The 17,893-nt window shown below is 42.2% G+C and carries 21 protein-coding genes; 15 read left to right on the forward strand and 6 right to left on the reverse strand.

Annotated elements, in window-relative coordinates:
* Positions 1-8: 8 nt before the first annotated feature.
* Positions 9-884 carry a glycoside hydrolase family 16 protein gene (locus tag ABEB05_RS16125; protein WP_265791492.1) on the forward strand — a complete coding sequence of 292 codons (876 nt, stop codon included), beginning with the start codon at positions 9-11 and terminating at the stop codon, positions 882-884.
* 102 nt (positions 885-986) lie between these two features.
* Here ABEB05_RS16125 and gyrA read toward each other — a convergent pair whose 3' ends face one another.
* Positions 987-3,443 (reverse strand): DNA gyrase subunit A, encoded by a 2,457-nt coding sequence (gene gyrA, locus ABEB05_RS16130; protein ID WP_265791491.1) that lies wholly within the window; start codon positions 3,441-3,443, stop codon positions 987-989.
* 133 nt (positions 3,444-3,576) lie between these two features.
* The gene (gyrB, locus tag ABEB05_RS16135; RefSeq protein ID WP_265791490.1) at positions 3,577-5,508 is read right to left on the reverse strand and encodes a DNA topoisomerase (ATP-hydrolyzing) subunit B; all 1,932 of its coding nucleotides are present in this window, start codon (positions 5,506-5,508) and stop codon (positions 3,577-3,579) included.
* Between the two features lie 291 nt (positions 5,509-5,799).
* On the opposite strand from gyrB, the gene rpmB reads away from it, so the two are divergent.
* The 8 genes from rpmB to ABEB05_RS16175 all read left to right on the forward strand — a co-directional run bounded on the left by rpmB (position 5,800) and on the right by ABEB05_RS16175 (position 10,183).
* Entirely contained in the window at positions 5,800-6,045 is a 246-nt protein-coding gene (rpmB, locus tag ABEB05_RS16140) for a 50S ribosomal protein L28 (protein ID WP_265764363.1), read from the forward strand.
* Positions 6,046-6,049: 4 nt separating this feature from the next.
* The gene (rpmG, locus tag ABEB05_RS16145) at positions 6,050-6,214 is read left to right on the forward strand and encodes a 50S ribosomal protein L33 (protein ID WP_142713285.1); all 165 of its coding nucleotides are present in this window, start codon (positions 6,050-6,052) and stop codon (positions 6,212-6,214) included.
* Between the two features lie 15 nt (positions 6,215-6,229).
* Positions 6,230-6,400, forward strand: coding sequence for a DUF4295 domain-containing protein (locus ABEB05_RS16150; protein ID WP_265791489.1), 171 nt, complete (start codon positions 6,230-6,232; stop codon positions 6,398-6,400).
* A gap of 103 nt (positions 6,401-6,503) precedes the next feature.
* A complete protein-coding gene (locus ABEB05_RS16155) occupies positions 6,504-6,959 on the forward strand; it encodes a GatB/YqeY domain-containing protein (protein WP_265791488.1) in 456 nt (151 codons plus the stop codon).
* A gap of 13 nt (positions 6,960-6,972) precedes the next feature.
* Complete coding sequence (locus ABEB05_RS16160) at positions 6,973-7,530, forward strand: CvpA family protein (protein WP_265791487.1); 558 nt, start codon at positions 6,973-6,975, stop codon at positions 7,528-7,530.
* Between the two features lie 14 nt (positions 7,531-7,544).
* Entirely contained in the window at positions 7,545-8,759 is a 1,215-nt protein-coding gene (tyrS, locus tag ABEB05_RS16165) for a tyrosine--tRNA ligase (protein ID WP_265791486.1), read from the forward strand.
* A gap of 111 nt (positions 8,760-8,870) precedes the next feature.
* The gene (locus tag ABEB05_RS16170; protein ID WP_265791485.1) at positions 8,871-9,638 is read left to right on the forward strand and encodes an exodeoxyribonuclease III; all 768 of its coding nucleotides are present in this window, start codon (positions 8,871-8,873) and stop codon (positions 9,636-9,638) included.
* Between the two features lie 86 nt (positions 9,639-9,724).
* Entirely contained in the window at positions 9,725-10,183 is a 459-nt protein-coding gene (locus ABEB05_RS16175; RefSeq protein ID WP_265791484.1) for a MarR family winged helix-turn-helix transcriptional regulator, read from the forward strand.
* 110 nt (positions 10,184-10,293) lie between these two features.
* Here the strand turns inward: ABEB05_RS16175 and ABEB05_RS16180 are convergent, their stop codons facing one another.
* Positions 10,294-11,520: an ABC transporter permease gene (locus ABEB05_RS16180; RefSeq protein WP_265791482.1), complete on the reverse strand. Its 1,227-nt coding sequence runs from the start codon at positions 11,518-11,520 to the stop codon at positions 10,294-10,296.
* Between the two features lie 99 nt (positions 11,521-11,619).
* The gene (locus tag ABEB05_RS16185; protein WP_265791480.1) at positions 11,620-12,501 is read right to left on the reverse strand and encodes a mechanosensitive ion channel family protein; all 882 of its coding nucleotides are present in this window, start codon (positions 12,499-12,501) and stop codon (positions 11,620-11,622) included.
* Positions 12,502-12,739: 238 nt separating this feature from the next.
* Here ABEB05_RS16185 and ABEB05_RS16190 point away from each other — a divergent pair, with 238 nt between their 5' ends.
* Positions 12,740-13,300 carry an adenylate kinase gene (locus tag ABEB05_RS16190; protein ID WP_345694317.1) on the forward strand — a complete coding sequence of 187 codons (561 nt, stop codon included), beginning with the start codon at positions 12,740-12,742 and terminating at the stop codon, positions 13,298-13,300.
* An 80-nt stretch (positions 13,301-13,380) separates the two neighbouring features.
* On the opposite strand, the gene ABEB05_RS16195 is transcribed toward ABEB05_RS16190, so the two are convergent.
* On the reverse strand, positions 13,381-14,283 hold the full coding sequence (locus ABEB05_RS16195; protein ID WP_265791476.1) for an alkaline phosphatase family protein: 903 nt from the start codon (positions 14,281-14,283) through the stop codon (positions 13,381-13,383).
* A 13-nt stretch (positions 14,284-14,296) separates the two neighbouring features.
* A complete protein-coding gene (dtd, locus tag ABEB05_RS16200) occupies positions 14,297-14,737 on the reverse strand; it encodes a D-aminoacyl-tRNA deacylase (protein ID WP_265791474.1) in 441 nt (146 codons plus the stop codon).
* Between the two features lie 458 nt (positions 14,738-15,195).
* Between dtd and ABEB05_RS16205 the strand changes: the two genes are divergently transcribed.
* Genes ABEB05_RS16205 through ABEB05_RS16225 form a run of 5 tightly spaced genes read left to right on the forward strand, consistent with a single transcriptional unit; the run spans position 15,196 to position 17,889 of the window.
* Positions 15,196-15,720 carry a YfiT family bacillithiol transferase gene (locus ABEB05_RS16205; RefSeq protein WP_265791472.1) on the forward strand — a complete coding sequence of 175 codons (525 nt, stop codon included), beginning with the start codon at positions 15,196-15,198 and terminating at the stop codon, positions 15,718-15,720.
* Positions 15,720-16,724 (forward strand): phosphoribosylformylglycinamidine cyclo-ligase, encoded by a 1,005-nt coding sequence (purM, locus tag ABEB05_RS16210; RefSeq protein WP_265791470.1) that lies wholly within the window; start codon positions 15,720-15,722, stop codon positions 16,722-16,724. Before ABEB05_RS16205 ends, purM begins: the two co-directional genes overlap by 1 nt.
* A 9-nt stretch (positions 16,725-16,733) precedes the next feature.
* The gene (locus tag ABEB05_RS16215) at positions 16,734-16,922 is read left to right on the forward strand and encodes a hypothetical protein (RefSeq protein ID WP_265791468.1); all 189 of its coding nucleotides are present in this window, start codon (positions 16,734-16,736) and stop codon (positions 16,920-16,922) included.
* On the forward strand, positions 16,913-17,314 hold the full coding sequence (locus tag ABEB05_RS16220) for a methyltransferase domain-containing protein (protein WP_265791467.1): 402 nt from the start codon (positions 16,913-16,915) through the stop codon (positions 17,312-17,314). The genes ABEB05_RS16215 and ABEB05_RS16220 overlap by 10 nt, the downstream gene beginning before the upstream one ends.
* 32 nt (positions 17,315-17,346) lie before the next feature.
* Complete coding sequence (locus ABEB05_RS16225; protein WP_265791465.1) at positions 17,347-17,889, forward strand: DinB family protein; 543 nt, start codon at positions 17,347-17,349, stop codon at positions 17,887-17,889.
* Positions 17,890-17,893 lie beyond the last annotated feature (4 nt).

Raw genomic sequence — 17,893 nt, forward strand, 5'->3', positions numbered from 1 at the left:
ATTATATAATGATACTATGTAAATTTTTTCCCATCATATCAAAATTTTGCTACATAGGTACGTGCATTCTCATTTTATCAGCCTGCACCCCCGCTGACAGCTCATCTCAGAATAACACAGATAATGTACCCCCTTCACCTGATCAAAAGTTTGTTTGGGAATTATCCTGGACAGATGAATTTGAGTATGAGGGCCTTCCGGATTCCACAAAATGGAGTTATGAAAACGGATATATCCGAAACAATGAGTTACAGTATTACACCAAAAGACGAAGCAAAAATGCACGTGTGGAAAAGGGAACCCTAATAATTGAATCCAGGAATGATAATTATAACGGACATTCCTATACCTCTGCCAGCCTGCATACCCGGAATAAAGCTGAGTGGCAATATGCTAAAATAGAGGTCCGGGCAAAATTGCCAAGCGGTCGCGGCATGTGGCCCGCGATATGGATGCTTGGCACAAATATCGAGAATGTGGGATGGCCCGCATGCGGAGAGATCGATATCATGGAAAACGTGGGATTTGATCCCTATATAGTGCATGCCAATATCCATACCGAGGCATACAATCATACGAAAGGGACAAATAAGGGAAACCACATGACTGTAGACGCTCCGTATGAAAAGTTTCATACTTATACTGTGGAATGGCTGCCGCAAAAAATATCATTCTATATTGATGGCAATCAATACTTTACATTCAATAAAGAATCGTCGGATCCCGATGTATGGCCATTCGATCAACCCTTTTATCTTATTATAAATGCTGCAATCGGGGGTGCCTGGGGCGGGACAGAAGGGGTTGCCGACAGTATATTTCCGCAAAAATATTATGTGGATTATGTGCGGGTTTATAAACCGACATGGAAACAAGAAGAATAGCTTTCCGCTTAACCACTACATTTTCAATAAATGAAAAAGGCTCCCTGGATTAGGGAGCCTTTTGTATTCTTTGAAGAATATTACTATTAGATTGTGGTACTTTTATACCGTGGAATCCTCTTCTTCATTCACTACACGAGTAACGGCACCGATTTTTCCTTCAGAACCGAGTCGCATAATTCGAACACCCTGGGTATTTCTTCCCATGGTCCGAATATCACCACAATTCATTCGGATTACTTTACCGCCTTCTGTTATGACCATCAAGTCATCTTTATCAGAAACTTCCTTAAGAGCAATTAGTTCACCGGTTTTCTTAGTGACCTTAAGAGTAATCACTCCTTTTCCGCCCCTGCTTTGCTCGCGATAATCCTCAACAAGTGATCGTTTTCCGTATCCATTTTCTGAAATGGCAAGAACTGTAGCTTCATGGGTGTTTTTAACAACAACCATATCCACAAGTTCATTATTCTTATCCAGATCCATTCCCTTAACACCAGAAGTATTTCGCCCCATATCCCGAACTTCATCCTCATGGAAGCGGATGGCCCGTCCCTTTCTGTTAGCAAGGATAATATTGCTCTCGCCATTGGTAAGAGCGGCTTCAAGAAGCGCATCGCCCTCATTAATATTGATTGCAATAATTCCATCGCGGCGTGGACGACTATATGCTTCAAGGGTGGTTTTCTTAACCTTTCCTTCGCGAGTAGACATCATAATATAATTGTTATTGATGTACTCTTCGTCATCCAGTGTCTTAACAGGAACGAACGTCTTTATCGTATCATCCTTATCAATCTCAATCAGGTTTACAATGGCGCGTCCGCGTGCTGTTCGAGAGGCCTCAGGAATTTCATAAACTTTTAACCAGTAACACTGTCCCTTCTCGGTAAAGAAAAGAATATAATTATGGTTCGTAGCCACAAACAGATGCTCAACGTATTCGTCATCTTTTGTGTTTGTGCCTTTCATTCCCTTACCGCCACGTTTCTGTCGGCGATATCCGCTTACCGGCATTCGCTTGATAAACCCTTTATTGGAAATAGTAATAACCACATCTTCATCAGCGATCATATCTTCCACACTGAAGTCTTCCGCCGAGTGAACGATTTGGGTGCGGCGCTCGTCACCGTACCGGTTTTGAATTTCAAGCAATTCATCCTTAATAATCGATTTCTGACGATCACGATTAGATAGGATATCCCGGTAATCAGCAATTTTTTCAGCTATCTCACCGTACTCAAGCTCTACCTTATCTCTTTCAAGCCCCGTAAGTTTTTGCAAGCGCATATCCAGTATAGCTTTTGCCTGAATATCGGTCAGAGCAAATTTGCGACGGAGTGCCGCATTTGCCTCTTTTGGGCTGTCGGAAGCACGAATTGTTTTAATAACCTCATCCAGATCATCAAGTGCAATCTTAAGTCCTTCGAGGATATGGGCACGCGCTTCTGCCTGATCCAGATCGTATAGCGTGCGGCGAATTACAATTTCAATCCGGTGCTCAACGAAATGATAAATTAGCTCCTTGAGGGGCATTACCTTCGGACGTCCCTTAACCAATGCAAGGCTAATGACACCAAACGTCGTTTGCATCTGTGTATACTTATAAAGCTGGTTAAGGACGATGCCGGCATTGGCATTTCGCTTCAACACCACCACAATACGCATACCATCGCGATCTGATTCATCGCGAATCTCAGAAATTTCGTCAATTTTTTCGTTCTGGGTGAGACGCGCAATCTTCTTAACAAGCGTCGTTTTATTTACCTGGTATGGAATTTCAGTAATAACGATTTGCTCACGTCCGCGCCGTAGTTCCTCAGTTGTACAACGGGCCCGGAGGGTTATCTTACCGCGTCCGGTTTCGTAGGCTTCCTTAACCCCGCCGTAACCATATATGATACCTCCGGTCGGGAAGTCGGGTGCAGAAATATGCTCCATCAGCCCCTTGCAATCGATGTCCGGATTCTCGATATAAGCAGTAATACCGTCAATGGTTTCGGTCAGGTTGTGGGGAGCCATATTGGTAGCCATTCCCACCGCAATACCTGAGGCCCCATTTATAATGAGGTTAGGCAACATACCCGGGAGTACTGTCGGCTCCTGAAGGGTATCGTCAAAGTTCGTCTGGTAATCTACGGTTTCCTTATTTATATCCGTTAGCATTTCTTCGGCAATACGCTCCATACGAACCTCTGTATAACGCATAGCCGCCGCAGAGTCACCATCAATGGAGCCAAAGTTTCCCTGCCCATCGACGAGCGGGTAGCGCAGGGAGAAGTCCTGCACCATCCGCACGATAGAATCATATACCGCAGAGTCACCATGCGGGTGATACTTACCGAGTACCTCACCTACAATACGGGCACTCTTTTTATAATTCCTGTTATGAAGCATGCCCAGTTCACTCATTCCGTATAAAATACGTCGGTGAACTGGTTTTAGACCATCCCGAACATCAGGTAGGGCCCGAGACACAATAACCGACATCGAATAATCGATATAGGCCGACTGCATCTCATCTTCTATTGCAATGGGTACAATTTTATCTCTAGCCATGGATAATGTTTAGTGCGGTGTTAAAAATTTAGCTTCCTAAAATTTATTTCTGTACAAATAGATTATTAAAAGTGTTTAAGCTGAGAGCGGTAAAGTTCATTACTAAGCTCAAACACTTGTCAACCTGAGTATTTTAAATATCAAGTGTTGCGTATTTTGCATTGCGTTCGATGAATTCCCGGCGGGGCTGTACATCTCCTCCCATAAGTGTTGAGAAGAGTTTATCAGCAGCGGCCGCGTTTTCTACCGTTACCTGCTGCAAAGTACGTGTTTCAGGATCCATTGTGGTTTCCCAAAGCTGCTCGGGATTCATTTCACCAAGTCCTTTGTAGCGTGAAACATCAAACTTGGTGCGAGAATTTTTCAACTCTTTAATAATCTCATCACGCTTTTCATCACTCCACGCATATTCAATATTATCGCGGGTATAGGAAATTCTATATAACGGAGGAGTAGCGATATAGACATGTCCTCCTTCTACAAGAGGCTTCATATACCGATAAAAGAACGTAAGCAAGAGAGTTCGGATATGCGAACCATCGACATCGGCATCCGTCATAATGATAATTTTATGGTATCTCAGATTTTCAAGCTCAAAATCCTCTTCTGAGTGTCCGACGCCGGCTCCAAGTGCGGTAATCATCGCCTGGATTTCATTATTCTCCAGAATACGATTGATCTTTGCCTTTTCCGTATTCAGGATCTTACCGCGCAGTGGCAAAATAGCCTGGAAACTTCGGTTACGACCCATCTTTGCAGAACCGCCGGCCGAGTCGCCCTCCACCAGGTAAATCTCACTTTGCTTGGGATCCTTAATCGAGCAATCGGCCAGTTTTCCAGGCAATCCGCCTCCACTCATCGCACTTTTACGCTGGATAAGCTTACGGGCTTTCTTAGCTGCCTCTCGCGCCTCAGCTGCCAGAATAACCTTCTCTAAAATTCTTTTAGCAGTCTTGGGATTTCGCTCCAGGTATTCGTTCATTTGTTCATAAACGATCACCTCAACAGCACTCTGAACTTCTGAGTTACCGAGCTTTGTCTTCGTCTGCCCTTCAAATTGGGGCTCGGGGACTTTCACACTCAGAACAGCGGTCATCCCTTCTCGAAAGTCACTACCCGAAACATCAATATCACTCTTTATCAGATTATTATCCTTTGCATACTTTTTGAGCGACCGCGTTAATGCACGCCGAAAACCAGAAATATGGGTTCCACCCTCACGCGTATTAATATTATTAACGTATGAATGGACGTTTTGTGAGTAGCTTCCATTATATTGAATAGCCAGCTCTACAGGTACCATGTCGACTTCACCCTTGATAAGAATAGGCTCCTTCATCATTGGTTCACGATCTTCATCCAGATACTGAACAAAGTCTTTAACGCCGCCCTCATAATGAAAGGTTTGTTCCAGCTTTTCATCATCGTCCCGCTCATCACGAAGCTCAATCGAAATTTGGGGATTCAAAAAGGCCAGCTCCCGCATCCGATCAGCAATAATATCGTACTTAAACTCGGTGGTTTGCTTAAAAATTTCGGCATCCGGAGTAAATGTTATGATCGTCCCCGTCTTATCGGTTTTGCCCTTGACTTTAAGTGGCTGTACCGTTTTACCGTGTTCAAATTCCATCACATAGATTTCGCCGTCACGGTGAATTTCTGCATAAAAGTGTGAAGATAAGGCATTAACACAACTTACCCCCACCCCGTGAAGACCTCCGGAAACCTTATAGGTATTTTTATCAAACTTACCCCCGGCGTGGAGCTTGGTAAGAACTACCTCAACAGCAGGCAATTTAATTTTAGGATGCTCATCTACCGGGATACCACGGCCGTTATCCGTAATAGTAATGGAGCCGTCCTTATTGATAATGACTTCCAACAAATCGCAGTGGCCTTCCATGGCCTCATCAATGGAGTTATCAACAACCTCGTTGATAAGATGGTGGAGTCCGCGCTGTCCGGTATCCCCAATATACATGGCCGGACGCTTTCGTACTGCTTCAAGACCCTCCAATACCTGAATGTTTTCCGCCTTATAATCTGAACCTTTCTTCTTTGCCATAAAAATAGATATGAATAGGGTTTAAAATAGTGATGAAGACGCCTGAAAATACTGTATATAAAGGCAAAATCAAAGCGAGCGATGGGAGTTATTGGCAAAAGCGCATATCTGTCCGCAGATCAAATTTAAGCTTTTTTAATAGCTTTAGATTTTCGAGCTATTAAGCATCTATACTTTTTTCTCGATAGGAGGTATTTATCATAAAAAGAGAGATTGACCTTTAATAGTATTAAGCTTATTTTCCCTGTCTATCTACGAAATATAACCAATGAGTTTTTCTTATTTACAATCATGGCACGTAAAGATGATATAACCGGCAAGGGAGCGCAGAACGGCTACCGCTCCTCCAAGTCAAATAACAAAACGAAGCACAAATTTCAGCAAAATCTTCAGAAAAAACGTTTTTACGTTCCCGAAGAGGACAAGTGGGTTACGCTGAAAGTTTCTGCTAAAACGCTTCGCACGATCAACAAGAAAGGCATTAGTGCCGTCTTAAAAGAAGCCAGAAAAAAAGGAACTCTTTTAAAAGACGTATAACATTATGGCAAAAGGAAACAGAGTACAAGTAATTTTGGAGTGCACGGAAAAACCGGGTTCTTCGCGGTATGTTACGACCAAGAATCGTCGCAACAATCCCGACCGAATTGAGCTTAAAAAGTACAATCCGGTTCTTCGCAAGCACACCGTTCATAAAGAAATTAAATAGGAACTGATTAGAACTATGGCTAAGAAGAAAACATTTGGTAGCAAAAAGGACGAACAAAAAGGATCGGACCGACAAATGGCAAAGGTGATCGTTGCTAAGAAAACCGCCAATAATAAGTACGGTTATAAAGAGGCAATGGTCGACCGTGATGATGTTCAGGATTTTATCAAGCAAAACAAAGAATAACACTTATTCTCCTTTGCCGGAAAAGGTTGCATTCGTTTTTGCGGGTGGAACCTTTTTTTTTGCCACCTTCGTTTAACCCTCAACTAATATATTAATCTGGATTATGGCACTAAAAGATCAAATAATGGCCGATCTAAAACAGGCCATGAAGGATAAGGATCAAGATAAGCTTAAAGTTCTGCGGTCGCTGAAAGCGAAACTTCTGGAACGGGAAATAAGCGAACGCAAAGAAGGCGAAGCTACTCTTTCCGATGAACAAACTGTCGAAGTGCTGATGAAGGCTGCCAAGCAGCGCAAAGAATCTATCGAGCAATTCGGGGAAGGAGGGCGCGAGGACCTGGTTGCATCAGAGGAAGCCGAACTTGAGATCATTAACTCCTATCTGCCCAAGATGCTCTCTGAAGAGGAGGTGCGCGATGTTGCCCGGGAAAAGATAGAAGCCTTGGGCGCCGAGAATATGGCTGACATGGGCAAGGTAATGGGCGTTATGATGCAGGAATTGAAGGGGAAAGCCGAAGGCTCACTTGTTAGCAAGGTGGTTAAAGAGGAACTATCCTGACCATTAAACACCCATGAATATCCTGGATTTTTTGATATTATTACCTATTGCTTTTTTCGGCTACCGGGGATTCAAAAATGGGTTTGTCCAGGAGGTTTTAGGCATTGTCGGCATTATTTTGGGGGTGTTCCTCACCTTCCAATATATGCATCCGGCAGGCGAATATCTTCGTCCCTATCTTTCAGAGTACGAAACTTATATTCCTTTTATCGCTGCCCTGCTCATTTTTATTACGACGCTGGTCGTAGTTAATATTATTGCCTACGCTGCAAGCAAGCTGCTTGAAGCGATCCAGCTGAATTTTATTAATCGCATCGCCGGACTTTCATTTGGGGCACTTAAAAGCGGTATTGCAATCAGTGCTCTATTGCTTGTCGCCGCGGGCTTTAATATGCCATCACAGGATGTTAGGGAACAATCAGCCTCTTATCCCTACGTCATTTATCTGGCTCCCTGGGCATACGATACCGTTGCTTCGGTTTATCCGGGGGCTAAAGATTTTGTGGAAACAGTGCAAAAAACAATAGACGAACATAATCCCATTCAAAATTTTCCATTTTTAGAACAGTAATTATTTAGATAATCATGGCATTTTTACCTGTTGAAGAACAACTTGATGTTATTAAAAGAGGCACAGTGGAAATTGTGCCGGAAGAAGAGCTGGTGGAAAAGCTCAAAGAATCAAAGAAAGAAGACCGTCCACTTAAAATAAAGCTGGGATGTGATCCAACGCGTCCGGATTTACACCTAGGCCACTCAGTAATCCTCCGCAAGCTGCGCCAGTTCCAGGATCTGGGCCACGAGGCCATTCTTATCATCGGTGATTTCACCGCACTTATTGGCGATCCTACCGGGAGGAATCAAACACGCCCGGCCCTTAGCCGCGAGGAAATCGAAGAAAATGCCTCTACCTATCTCGATCAGGCTACCCAGATTCTAGATGAATCCAAAACTACGATTGTATACAACTCAGAATGGCTTGGAACCATGGGTTTTGAGGATGTGATTAAGCTCTCTTCAAAGCTCACCGTGGCACAAATGATTGAGCGAGATGATTTTTCCAAACGCTACGAGAATAATGAGCCTATTTCGCTTCACGAGTTTCTCTATCCCCTGGCACAGGGACAGGATTCCGTTCATCTTCAATCCGATGTTGAGCTCGGAGGTACCGATCAAAAATTTAACCTCTTGGTGGGACGAGCACTTCAAAAAGATGATGGGCAGGAGCCCCAAGCAGCACTTATGATGCCGCTGCTGGTAGGTACCGATGGCAGTAAAAAAATGTCTAAATCCTACGACAATTATATTGGAATTACCGAAGGTCCCAATGACATGTACGGGAAGGTCCTTTCAATTCCCGATGACCTTATCTATTCATGGTTTGAACTACTCTCCGATGTTTCCGTTGATGAGCTTCCCAAATACAAGAAAAAGGCTAGGGAAGATCCACGGAATACTAAACATGAATTAGCGCTGGTTATTACCCGCATGTATCACGGAGAGGAAAAGGCTACGGAGGCACGTGAACATTTCGAGCAAACCATTATTGGGAATGAAATTCCCGATGATGCTCCTACCCTTACCTATGAAACGGACACCGAAGTGCGCCTTCTGGATATTGTTTCCGATGCCGGATTTACTTCTAGTAACGGGGAAACAAAACGACTCATCCAGCAGGGCGGCATTTCAATTGACGATGAAAAGATTTCGGACAAGGGCTACAGCGTAACTTTCAAAGCTGATACGGAGTTTACGCTGAAAGTTGGTAAACGGAACTACGCGATTGTGAAGAGCAAGTAATCAAGAACTTCGTATTCCGTAATGGGTAAGGAGTAAGAATAATTGATTCTTGTTACTCCTTACTTTTATTACCCTTCTTCTAAGATTAATCTTCTAAAAAGAAATTAACCCATGCTTAAAATATCATCTCTCAATGTAAATGGAATTCGTGCGGCCCATCGTCATGGCTTTACGGACTGGGTAAGTCAAAATAAGCCCGATATTATTTGTCTGCAGGAGCTCCGTGCCCTTGAGCACCAGGTCCCGGATCCTATCCAGAACATGGATTATCACTCGGTGTATCATACGGCTGAGAAGAAGGGATATTCCGGGGTGGGCATCCTCTCCCGGGAAAAACCCATCCAAATACAAAAAGGGATTGGTGTGGACTGGATTGATAATGAAGGACGTATCCTTATGTCCGAATTTGAAGATCTGATTGTATTTTCTGTTTATGCTCCCAGCGGTACCACCGGTGATGAGCGACAGGACTTGAAAATGGAATTTCTGGATCACTTTCTCCCCTTTGCCCAAAAGTATTTATCCGGAAATAAGCCTGTTGTTTTCTGTGGAGATTATAACATCTGTCACAAACCGATCGATATTCATAACCCCAAAAGAAACAAAAACACCTCGGGCTTCCTGCCTGAAGAACGGGAATGGGTGACCCAGCTTTTAGAGACCGGCTTTGAGGATGCATATCGGCGCCTGCATGAAGGAGAGGAAGATTTGTATAGCTGGTGGAGTTACCGCGCCGCATCCAAGGAGCGGAACAAGGGCTGGAGAATTGATTACCACATGACCTGCCCTACCCTGCTTGAGGCCGCAGAAGAGGCCGTTATTGAAAGAGAATGGGATTTATCCGATCATGCCCCTGTAACGATCAGTTACAGTATTTAAAGTACCCTTAAGGCTTTGCCAACAATATTGTATATTCGCTATATTATAAAACATCGTAATCTTTTTACTACCTTATTATCTAACTGATGGGCACGCATTACGAAGGCACGAAAAAGGAAGAACAAACACTGAACGCATTTATCAAGCTGATGCGTGCAACCGAATCAATTAATAATAGACTTAACCGCCAGCTGGCAGAGCAAGATTTAACAGTCAGTCAGTTTGGCGTTTTGGAAGCACTCCTTCACTTGGGGCCCCTCAACCAAAAGGCATTGGGAGAAAAACTTCTAAAAAGCGGCGGAAACATAACCTTAGTCATTGATAACCTTGAAAAAAGCGGCTGGGTAGAACGACAGCGAGATCCCGAAGATCGCCGCTCTATGCTTATTCATCTTACCGAGGCAGGTGAAAAATTAATTCGCTCCTATTTTCCTGAGCACCTTAAGCACATAATGAAGGAATTTGAGCCTCTAACCAGCAAAGAGCTGGAAAAGCTTGCTGAAATGTGCAAAAAAATAGGGAGAAAGGAAGAAGACAATAAGTAATCCCTAATCTGAGTTATAGAGTGTGGGTATTGAGAATAATATCTCAATTACAGAGTAGCTTCATAACCCTCCGGGGATGGGCGTTATCGTCCATCCCCTTTTTGTGGACATCAATCATAGCGGATTGCATCGGCCGGCTCAACGGTTGCTGCTCTGCGGGCAGGATACCAACTGGCTAACAGGCATAAAATAAGGCTGCCAATCAGTACAATACTCACATCTCCCCCCTCTATATTCACTGGGTAGGCATCTATAATAAAAGCCGAGGAAAGCTCCAGTAATCCATATTGCTTCTGCAGCCAGCTCAGGAGTAATCCAAGTCCACCACCAATCACACAGCCGATGATTCCGATATACAGTCCCTGGCGCATAAAAATAGATTTTATATCAGAGGGCGTAAATCCCATTGTCAACAGGACCCCGATATCCCTGTTTTTTTGGATAACGATCATTGTTAACGAACCTATAATATTCAAGACAGCGACCAGTACTATAATCATGAGGATCAGGTAGGAGCTCCATTTTTCAAGATACATAATATCGTATAGCGGCTGCTGGAGATCGTACCACGTAGAAACAGAATATTCATTCCCCAGGCTCGCACTTAGGGTACTTTTCACTTCTTCTGCGTTTTGCGAATCCTCAAGACGAAGGTCAATACCTGAAATTTGATTCCTCACCTCGAAAAGACGCTGTGCCGCCTCCATGTCAATAAACACGGCAGGACCATCCACAATCTGTATTTGGGAGTAGCTACCCCGTATTTCAAACCGAAATTGCCGGGGAAGAGAAAACTGGGTAAGAGATTTTCTCATCCCGTTTGCACTTAAGAGGGCCACTTCGTCTCCTACATTTAGATTCAGTTCACCCATGAGCTGTTCGTTTACTATCAGTCCGGGGTTTTTATTTCGAACCCCCAAATCAATCTCTCCTGATGTCAGATTCTTGCTCAAATTATTAATCTCAGAATACTCCTCTATATTTATTCCCTTTACATCAACCACCTTATCGCTTTTGTTGCTGTGGGCAAGCAAAGCCTTTCCCTCTATATAGGAAGCGGCAGCTGTAATTTCCGGAATCTGTGATAGCTTCTGTTCCATTTCACCCGTATAGAGAAAAGAGTTACGTTCTACAGATTCTATGCGGATATCCGGATCATTTTGCAACAAAATACCCTGAATAACCTCAAAAAAACCGTTAAATACGGATAAAACGACAATTAATAGTGCTGTTCCGACGGTCACTCCCGCAATACTTATTAATGTAAGGGTAGATATGAGTGAAATATGCTTCTTTGAAAAAAGATATCGCCGCGCTATAAATCCAGTTGTTTTCATAAATCCAAGATAACCATAATACAGAAAGATTACAGCTGATGATATATATCCCGATGAGCAAACGACTACCAGTTGTTATATAAACTCCCTTACCAAGTGTTAATCCACGTTTTTGTCAACGGGAAGCTTTACGGAACTTCGCACGTGCAAATCACGCTGCGGAAATGGAATCTCAACGCCATATTTTTGAAAAGTCCGTACGATAGCCTGGTTAAGTTCATTTCTAATTCGCGGATAATGCTTAACATCGGGAATCCATACCCGCAGCTCCATATTCCACGAGGATTCGCCGAATTCAATGAGATGTACCTCCGGATCGGGATTTTTCATTACGCTTTTGTTTTTTTCAGCAACTTCTTCAAGTGCTTCTAAGACCGTATCAAGATCTGACTTGTAGGAAACGCCTACATTGATATCCAGACGGTAACTGGGATCTCCATGTGAATAGTTAATAACATTCTTTGATACGAACTCGGAGTTAGGAACAATAATAAAAATATTATTAACTGTACGCACCATCGTCGCGCGAATATTAATCTCGGTAACGTCTCCTTCAATATCACTAACAACCACCCGGTCTCCTACGCTTATCGGCCGCTCAAATAGAATGATAAGTCCCGATATAAAGTTGGCCGTTATATTTTGCAGTCCAAAGCCAATTCCTACCGAAAGAAGACCAAAAATAACCGTGAGACTACTTAAATTAATCCCTACAAAGTTCAAAGAGACTAAAACTCCGATCGTTATAATAGCATACTGGGTTATTCGAGAAAGGGTATAACTAGTTCCGGGATCAATTTTAATACGCTTGAATACCCGCCTGTTCAGCGCCCGGCGGGCAAAAATTCCCGCCAGTACAAAAAAGGTAAGGAGTAATAAAAAAATAAGAATTGAAGCTACCGTTACCGGAGTCTCGCTTATGGAAAATAGCTGAAAGCTTAGAATCTCACGGGTGTAGTTAATAATTTCTTCCCAGTCCATACATATCTATCTTCATTGATTGATAAAGAGTAGTAGTACTATAATGAAAAATGTTTCTCCTTCCAATATAACTATACGCCCATATTCAAAAAATGCGGGTCTACCACAACACCACCAAATATTGGTCCCAGTGTTTTGCTATTCAGTTCAATTAATCTCCCTTTAAATATTGAATATAGCAGCGGATTACGGTATTTTCAGCGTTTCTTAATTACATAAGATTAATACCTAAACTACCATCATGCGTATCATCATATTTGGACCTCCCGGCGCGGGCAAAGGAACACAAGCGAAATTAATTAGTGACGAGTACAATATTCCTCACCTTTCAACAGGGGAGATCTTTCGTTCCGCCATCAAAAACGAGACTCCTCTTGGAAAAGAAGTTAAATCAATCCTTGATACAGGTGATTTGGTTCCCGATGAAAAGGTGGTGGGACTGGTTGAAGAGGAGCTTAAAAAGGAAAAATATGAGGATGGATACGTTCTGGATGGGTTTCCCCGCACCGTCCCTCAAGCTAAGGCGTTTGATAAGATCTTAAAAGAAAAGAACAAATCTCTGGACGCCTTTCTTCAGCTGCAAGTGCCCGAAGAGGAATTAATTGACCGTATATTAAGCCGCGGTGAAGGACGATCAGATGATACGCCCGAAAAAATAAAAAACCGACTCAATGTCTATTGGGAGGAAACCCAGCCGGTTCTTAACTACTACCAAGAGCAGGATGTGGTTAGAAAAGTGGAAGGAGTTGGCTCAATTGAAGAAATATTTAGGCGAATTAAAAAAGCACTTGAAGACTAATTAACTGATTAGGACTTTAGAACTCTGCTCTATAATACATACAAAACACTTCTTAAAATATTTACTAATTAATTAGTAAACTAACTCTGTTCCTTCAATACTCTTAAAATACCCGGAGTTACATCCATAATGCTTGTTGCATGGGTGAAGTGTCTGGCTCCAGGCCCGTACACAAAAAGGGGAACAGCATTCAACGTGTGTGTTTTTACCGAAAGATCTTCCACGTTTCCGTGATCGCTACAAAGAACGATCGTTGCCTCATCCGGCTTATTCTCAATTAAATGGCATAAAAAGCGATCGTATATTTTCAAATAGTGATTTGCGACCTCCATATCCTTACTATGTCCCGCCTTATCCGTCAGGTAATATTCAAATAAAACCAGATCAAAATTTATTAACTGATTAATCAATCTGTTTGAAGCCATTTCTGCCGTTATTTCAGGGACATCGATACTTAACTTTTCTCTCCAGGCTTTTTGTAGAATACCTGCAGTCAACGCCTTTTCTTTTTTTATCTCAGTAACACTATTTAACGGTAGATCCGCACTTTTTGCCATCAATGTGGTACTGCTCCAACGGTTGCGTTTCCGGGCCCTTTTAAAGAAAATTTCTGGATATGCATTTATGAAATGACAGCTTTTATTCATCCTTTGGGCTTTAATAAACAAGCTATCGTTCCTGAGTATGGGTTTAATTCCTGAATGAGGAAAGGGGCCAAAATGCTTATTTATTTCTTTTGCAGCATTTTCACCACTGAATAGTGCCGTTTGTCCCGTACCGCTTTGAGGCAGTCCTTCTACATCGAGGGTTGCATCAACTGCCTTAAACACATGATCCACCCTATTTACTACTTCTGTACTTTTTAAAAAGTTCTTTCCACCGGTTAGCGCAGAAAATCCTTTATACTCAAATTGATAAAAGGGATTGCTTTCAATTTCTTCTCCCAGCCCTACCCCATCGATAAAAAGAAATATAACTGACATGTTTTTACTCTTACTATCTTTCCAAAACCAGAGTTACGGGACCATCATTATGTAATTGTACATCCATATAGGCCCCAAATTCTCCGGTTTCTATATTCAGATCACAATTATTATTTATATAACGGACCATTTTATCATATAATTTCTTTGCTTTATCCGGTCCCGCCGCCTCAAAATAACTGGGCCGGTTACCCTGCTCATAATCACCATACAGCGTAAATTGAGGTACAATCAATATTTCTCCCTCAATATCCTGTACCGATAAATTCATTTTTCCTTCCGCATCATCAAACACTCTCAGCTTTAAAATTTTATCAGATAACCACTTCATCTGCTGCTCAGTATCTTCTTCGTGTATCCCAACCAATAGCATTAAGCCGTCTTTTATGGATCCAATTTGCTCATTATTTACCCAAACACTCGCTTCCGATACCCGCTGGAGAACAATTTTCATATTCAATCATGTTTATAACTATGTGGAAAAGTATGTGCATAACTTCTTCTCAAAATAAAACAATTAAAACCAATAAAAATTCTCCACATCCATTAACATTCAATATTCATTATCCACAAGTTATACAGTTAAAAAGTACTGTATAAAACATTTTTTTCTTGACATTCAAATCGTTGTGGATTGTGGATAACCAGATTTTAATCCCGCTAAGTCCTTGTTTTTTATGGGCTAATTATCCACAAAATTATCCACAATTGATAATAGCCTCGTAAATTAATGTGTACCAAAAAGTTTTCCACTTTTCCACAGCACCTACTATGTACTACAAATATTTATTATCTAATACTATTAATGTTTTCCGGTGGATAATGTGGAGAAATATTTCTTAAAAAGGAGATCCAAGTTGGCTATATTCATATCAGTTAAATCAAAACCACTTAGTCTTCTCAAGTAAATAAATGGATAAAAGCAGGTATCCTATCGGGTCGTACCAGGCAAAGAAAACCATCAGTACGCGAGATGTCGCAAAGTGGATTGATGATATTCAGGAGCTCCCTGTAAAATTACGATCAGAAGTTTCGTATCTTACCGATGAGCAGCTCGATACGGCCTATCGAGAAGACGGATGGACCGTACGACAGCTGGTACATCACATAGCCGACAGTCATATTAACTCCTATACCCGGTTCAAATTGGCACTGACGGAAGATCGTCCTTCGATTAAACCCTATTTGCAGGATGAATGGGCTAATTTACCGGATACTTCGATGCCGGTAGCTGTTTCCCTTCAGCTGATTGAGTCATTGCATAAACGTTGGGTCGTATTATTAAAATCACTGGATGAAGATCAACTTAACCGTGAACTTATTCACCCGGAGTCGGGGACGTTGGTCTTAAAAAGCATGATTGGTCAATATGCCTGGCACGGCAAACACCATTTGGCTCACATCGTTAATCTCAAAGAGAAAAAAGACTGGAACTGATGTCTAAAAAGAAATTTACCTACAAAGACGCCGGCGTTGATATTGAAGCCGGGGAAGAAATGGTCGAATCAATCAAAGGAATGGTCAAAGAAACCCACAGCAATGCTGTATTGAGCAATATTGGTGGATTTGGTGGATTCTTTCGACCCGACTTGCAAGACTATGAGGATCCTGTTTTTGTAAGCAGTGTAGATGGGGTGGGCACCAAGCTTATTGTCGCTTTTAAAACTGAAAAGTACCATACCGTAGGTCAGGATCTTGTAAATCATTGCATAAATGATATAGCTGTCTGTGGTGCTGATCCCCTATTCTTTCTGGACTATTTTTCGACCGGAAAGCTAAAGCAGGAAGTCGGTTACCAGGTAGTAAAAGGCTTTTCTGTCGCCTGTAAAGAAAATGGAGTGGCCCTTATTGGCGGGGAAACGGCCGAAATGCCCGATATCTACAGCGAAGGAGAATTTGATCTGGCCGGTACCATTGTGGGAATGGTTGATCGGGAGAAAATAATTGACGGAAAGCAGATAGAATCAGGTAATGTACTGTTGGGTTTTCCCAGTACGGGTCTGCATACCAACGGTTACTCCCTGGCTCGAAAGGTACTCTTCTCAGAATATGATGTAAGCAATCACGTAGATGAACTGGGGGCCACAGTCGGGGAGGCAATGCTGGCAGTTCACAAATCCTATCTGCCTGTTATAAGATCACTAAGGAATGAAAATGGAGTAAATGGATTCTCCCATATAACCGGTGGGGGAATTATGGGAAACACAAAACGGATAGTACCGGATAAACTAACTATTCAGTTAGATTGGAAAGGATGGGAACGCCCCCCCATTTTTAAACTTATCAAAGACCTGGGAAATGTACCCGAAGATGATATGCGGGCGACTTTTAACCTGGGGATTGGGCTTATAGCAGTAGTAGATGAAAAATCTGTGGAGAAGGTAAAAGAGATAGCTTCAGAGATGGACGAAGAAGTTATAGAGATCGGAAAAATAGCATAGTTTGAGAGTATGTCTGTCCCAACGAATAAAATACAAAATGCATATGACGAGTGGGCTGAAATTTACGATACCAATGAAAATAAAACGCGTGATCTGAATTACCGCTGTATTCGTCAACAACAGCTGGATTTGGTGAATAAAAAGGTATTGGGATCGATATATCAGAAGAAATGCTTGCCAAAGCTCGGATGCGTTTAGAAGAAAGTAATGTAACATTTATAAACGCAGATATTGCGAAACCCTGGCAACTAGAAGATACAACTCTTGATCTTGTTGTGGGGAACCTTGTGTTGGAACATATAAAGGATTTATCCCATGTTTTTAGGGAGGCTTTTCGAATCCTGCAGCCCGGAGGGAAACTTTATGTAGCTGAATTGCATCCATACAAGCAGTTACAGCAATCGCAGGCTAAGTTTGTGAGCCAGAAAACCGGAGAAGAGATCTTGGTAGATGCATTTATACATCCGGTATCGGAGTATATAAATGAGGCATTAACTGCGGGTTTTATGTTGTGCGAAATAGGAGAAAAACAAAGAAAAGATGAAAAAATACCAAGGCTTCTCACCTTACTTTTTGAGAAGGAAGCTTAATTAACATACAGTCAATTTTTTAAAAAAAGGTTATGAAGAAATTAGCAACGATCGCCCTGTCCGCTTTAATAGTGGTAGCTTTAGGAATAAAACCGGTACAGGGTCAGGAAGGAGATAATAGTAATAGCTTTAAACAACAGTTCAGTCAACATTTTGATTATGCTTCCCGGGTTCTTTCCCTGGCCAAAGCCATGCCGGCCGAAAAATACTCCTGGCGACCCGAGGAGGGAGTAAGTTCTGTGGAGGAAGTTTATACTCATATTGCACGGTATAACTTTTACTATCCGGAGAATTCGCTGGGTATTCCGGCCCCGGAAGATATAGATGTTGAGAATATAGAGTCGATTACTGGTAAAGAGGAGGTGGTAGCTATTTTAGAGCGCTCCATAGAATATGTAAAGGAAATAGTAAGAAAAATGGATGAATCAAAGTTAAAGCAGGAGACTGAATTATACGGAAGAACCGTTAATGGTCAAGCCGTTCTAATGCAGCTCATCACCCATAAGAGTGAGCATGTGGGACAGTCAATCGCTTATGCCCGGATGAATGGTGTAGTACCACCCTGGAGTGAATAGAAAA

It is taken from the genome of Fodinibius salicampi (assembly GCF_039545095.1).
In the GTDB taxonomy this organism is placed as follows: domain Bacteria; phylum Bacteroidota; class Rhodothermia; order Balneolales; family Balneolaceae; genus Fodinibius; species Fodinibius salicampi.

What these genes read in the sequence shown, in the direction of transcription:
- ABEB05_RS16125 (WP_265791492.1), top strand. Translation starts at nt 9, where the DNA reads ATGATACTATGTAAATTTTTTCCCATCATATCAAAATTTTGCTACATA.
- gyrA (WP_265791491.1), bottom strand. Translation starts at nt 3,443, where the DNA reads ATGGCTAGAGATAAAATTGTACCCATTGCAATAGAAGATGAGATGCAG.
- gyrB (WP_265791490.1), bottom strand. Translation starts at nt 5,508, where the DNA reads ATGGCAAAGAAGAAAGGTTCAGATTATAAGGCGGAAAACATTCAGGTA.
- rpmB (WP_265764363.1), top strand. Translation starts at nt 5,800, where the DNA reads ATGGCACGTAAAGATGATATAACCGGCAAGGGAGCGCAGAACGGCTAC.
- rpmG (WP_142713285.1), top strand. Translation starts at nt 6,050, where the DNA reads ATGGCAAAAGGAAACAGAGTACAAGTAATTTTGGAGTGCACGGAAAAA.
- ABEB05_RS16150 (WP_265791489.1), top strand. Translation starts at nt 6,230, where the DNA reads ATGGCTAAGAAGAAAACATTTGGTAGCAAAAAGGACGAACAAAAAGGA.
- ABEB05_RS16155 (WP_265791488.1), top strand. Translation starts at nt 6,504, where the DNA reads ATGGCACTAAAAGATCAAATAATGGCCGATCTAAAACAGGCCATGAAG.
- ABEB05_RS16160 (WP_265791487.1), top strand. Translation starts at nt 6,973, where the DNA reads ATGAATATCCTGGATTTTTTGATATTATTACCTATTGCTTTTTTCGGC.
- tyrS (WP_265791486.1), top strand. Translation starts at nt 7,545, where the DNA reads ATGGCATTTTTACCTGTTGAAGAACAACTTGATGTTATTAAAAGAGGC.
- ABEB05_RS16170 (WP_265791485.1), top strand. Translation starts at nt 8,871, where the DNA reads ATGCTTAAAATATCATCTCTCAATGTAAATGGAATTCGTGCGGCCCAT.
- ABEB05_RS16175 (WP_265791484.1), top strand. Translation starts at nt 9,725, where the DNA reads ATGGGCACGCATTACGAAGGCACGAAAAAGGAAGAACAAACACTGAAC.
- ABEB05_RS16180 (WP_265791482.1), bottom strand. Translation starts at nt 11,520, where the DNA reads ATGAAAACAACTGGATTTATAGCGCGGCGATATCTTTTTTCAAAGAAG.
- ABEB05_RS16185 (WP_265791480.1), bottom strand. Translation starts at nt 12,501, where the DNA reads ATGGACTGGGAAGAAATTATTAACTACACCCGTGAGATTCTAAGCTTT.
- ABEB05_RS16195 (WP_265791476.1), bottom strand. Translation starts at nt 14,283, where the DNA reads ATGTCAGTTATATTTCTTTTTATCGATGGGGTAGGGCTGGGAGAAGAA.
- dtd (WP_265791474.1), bottom strand. Translation starts at nt 14,737, where the DNA reads ATGAAAATTGTTCTCCAGCGGGTATCGGAAGCGAGTGTTTGGGTAAAT.
- ABEB05_RS16205 (WP_265791472.1), top strand. Translation starts at nt 15,196, where the DNA reads ATGGATAAAAGCAGGTATCCTATCGGGTCGTACCAGGCAAAGAAAACC.
- purM (WP_265791470.1), top strand. Translation starts at nt 15,720, where the DNA reads ATGTCTAAAAAGAAATTTACCTACAAAGACGCCGGCGTTGATATTGAA.
- ABEB05_RS16215 (WP_265791468.1), top strand. Translation starts at nt 16,734, where the DNA reads ATGTCTGTCCCAACGAATAAAATACAAAATGCATATGACGAGTGGGCT.
- ABEB05_RS16220 (WP_265791467.1), top strand. Translation starts at nt 16,913, where the DNA reads ATGCGTTTAGAAGAAAGTAATGTAACATTTATAAACGCAGATATTGCG.
- ABEB05_RS16225 (WP_265791465.1), top strand. Translation starts at nt 17,347, where the DNA reads ATGAAGAAATTAGCAACGATCGCCCTGTCCGCTTTAATAGTGGTAGCT.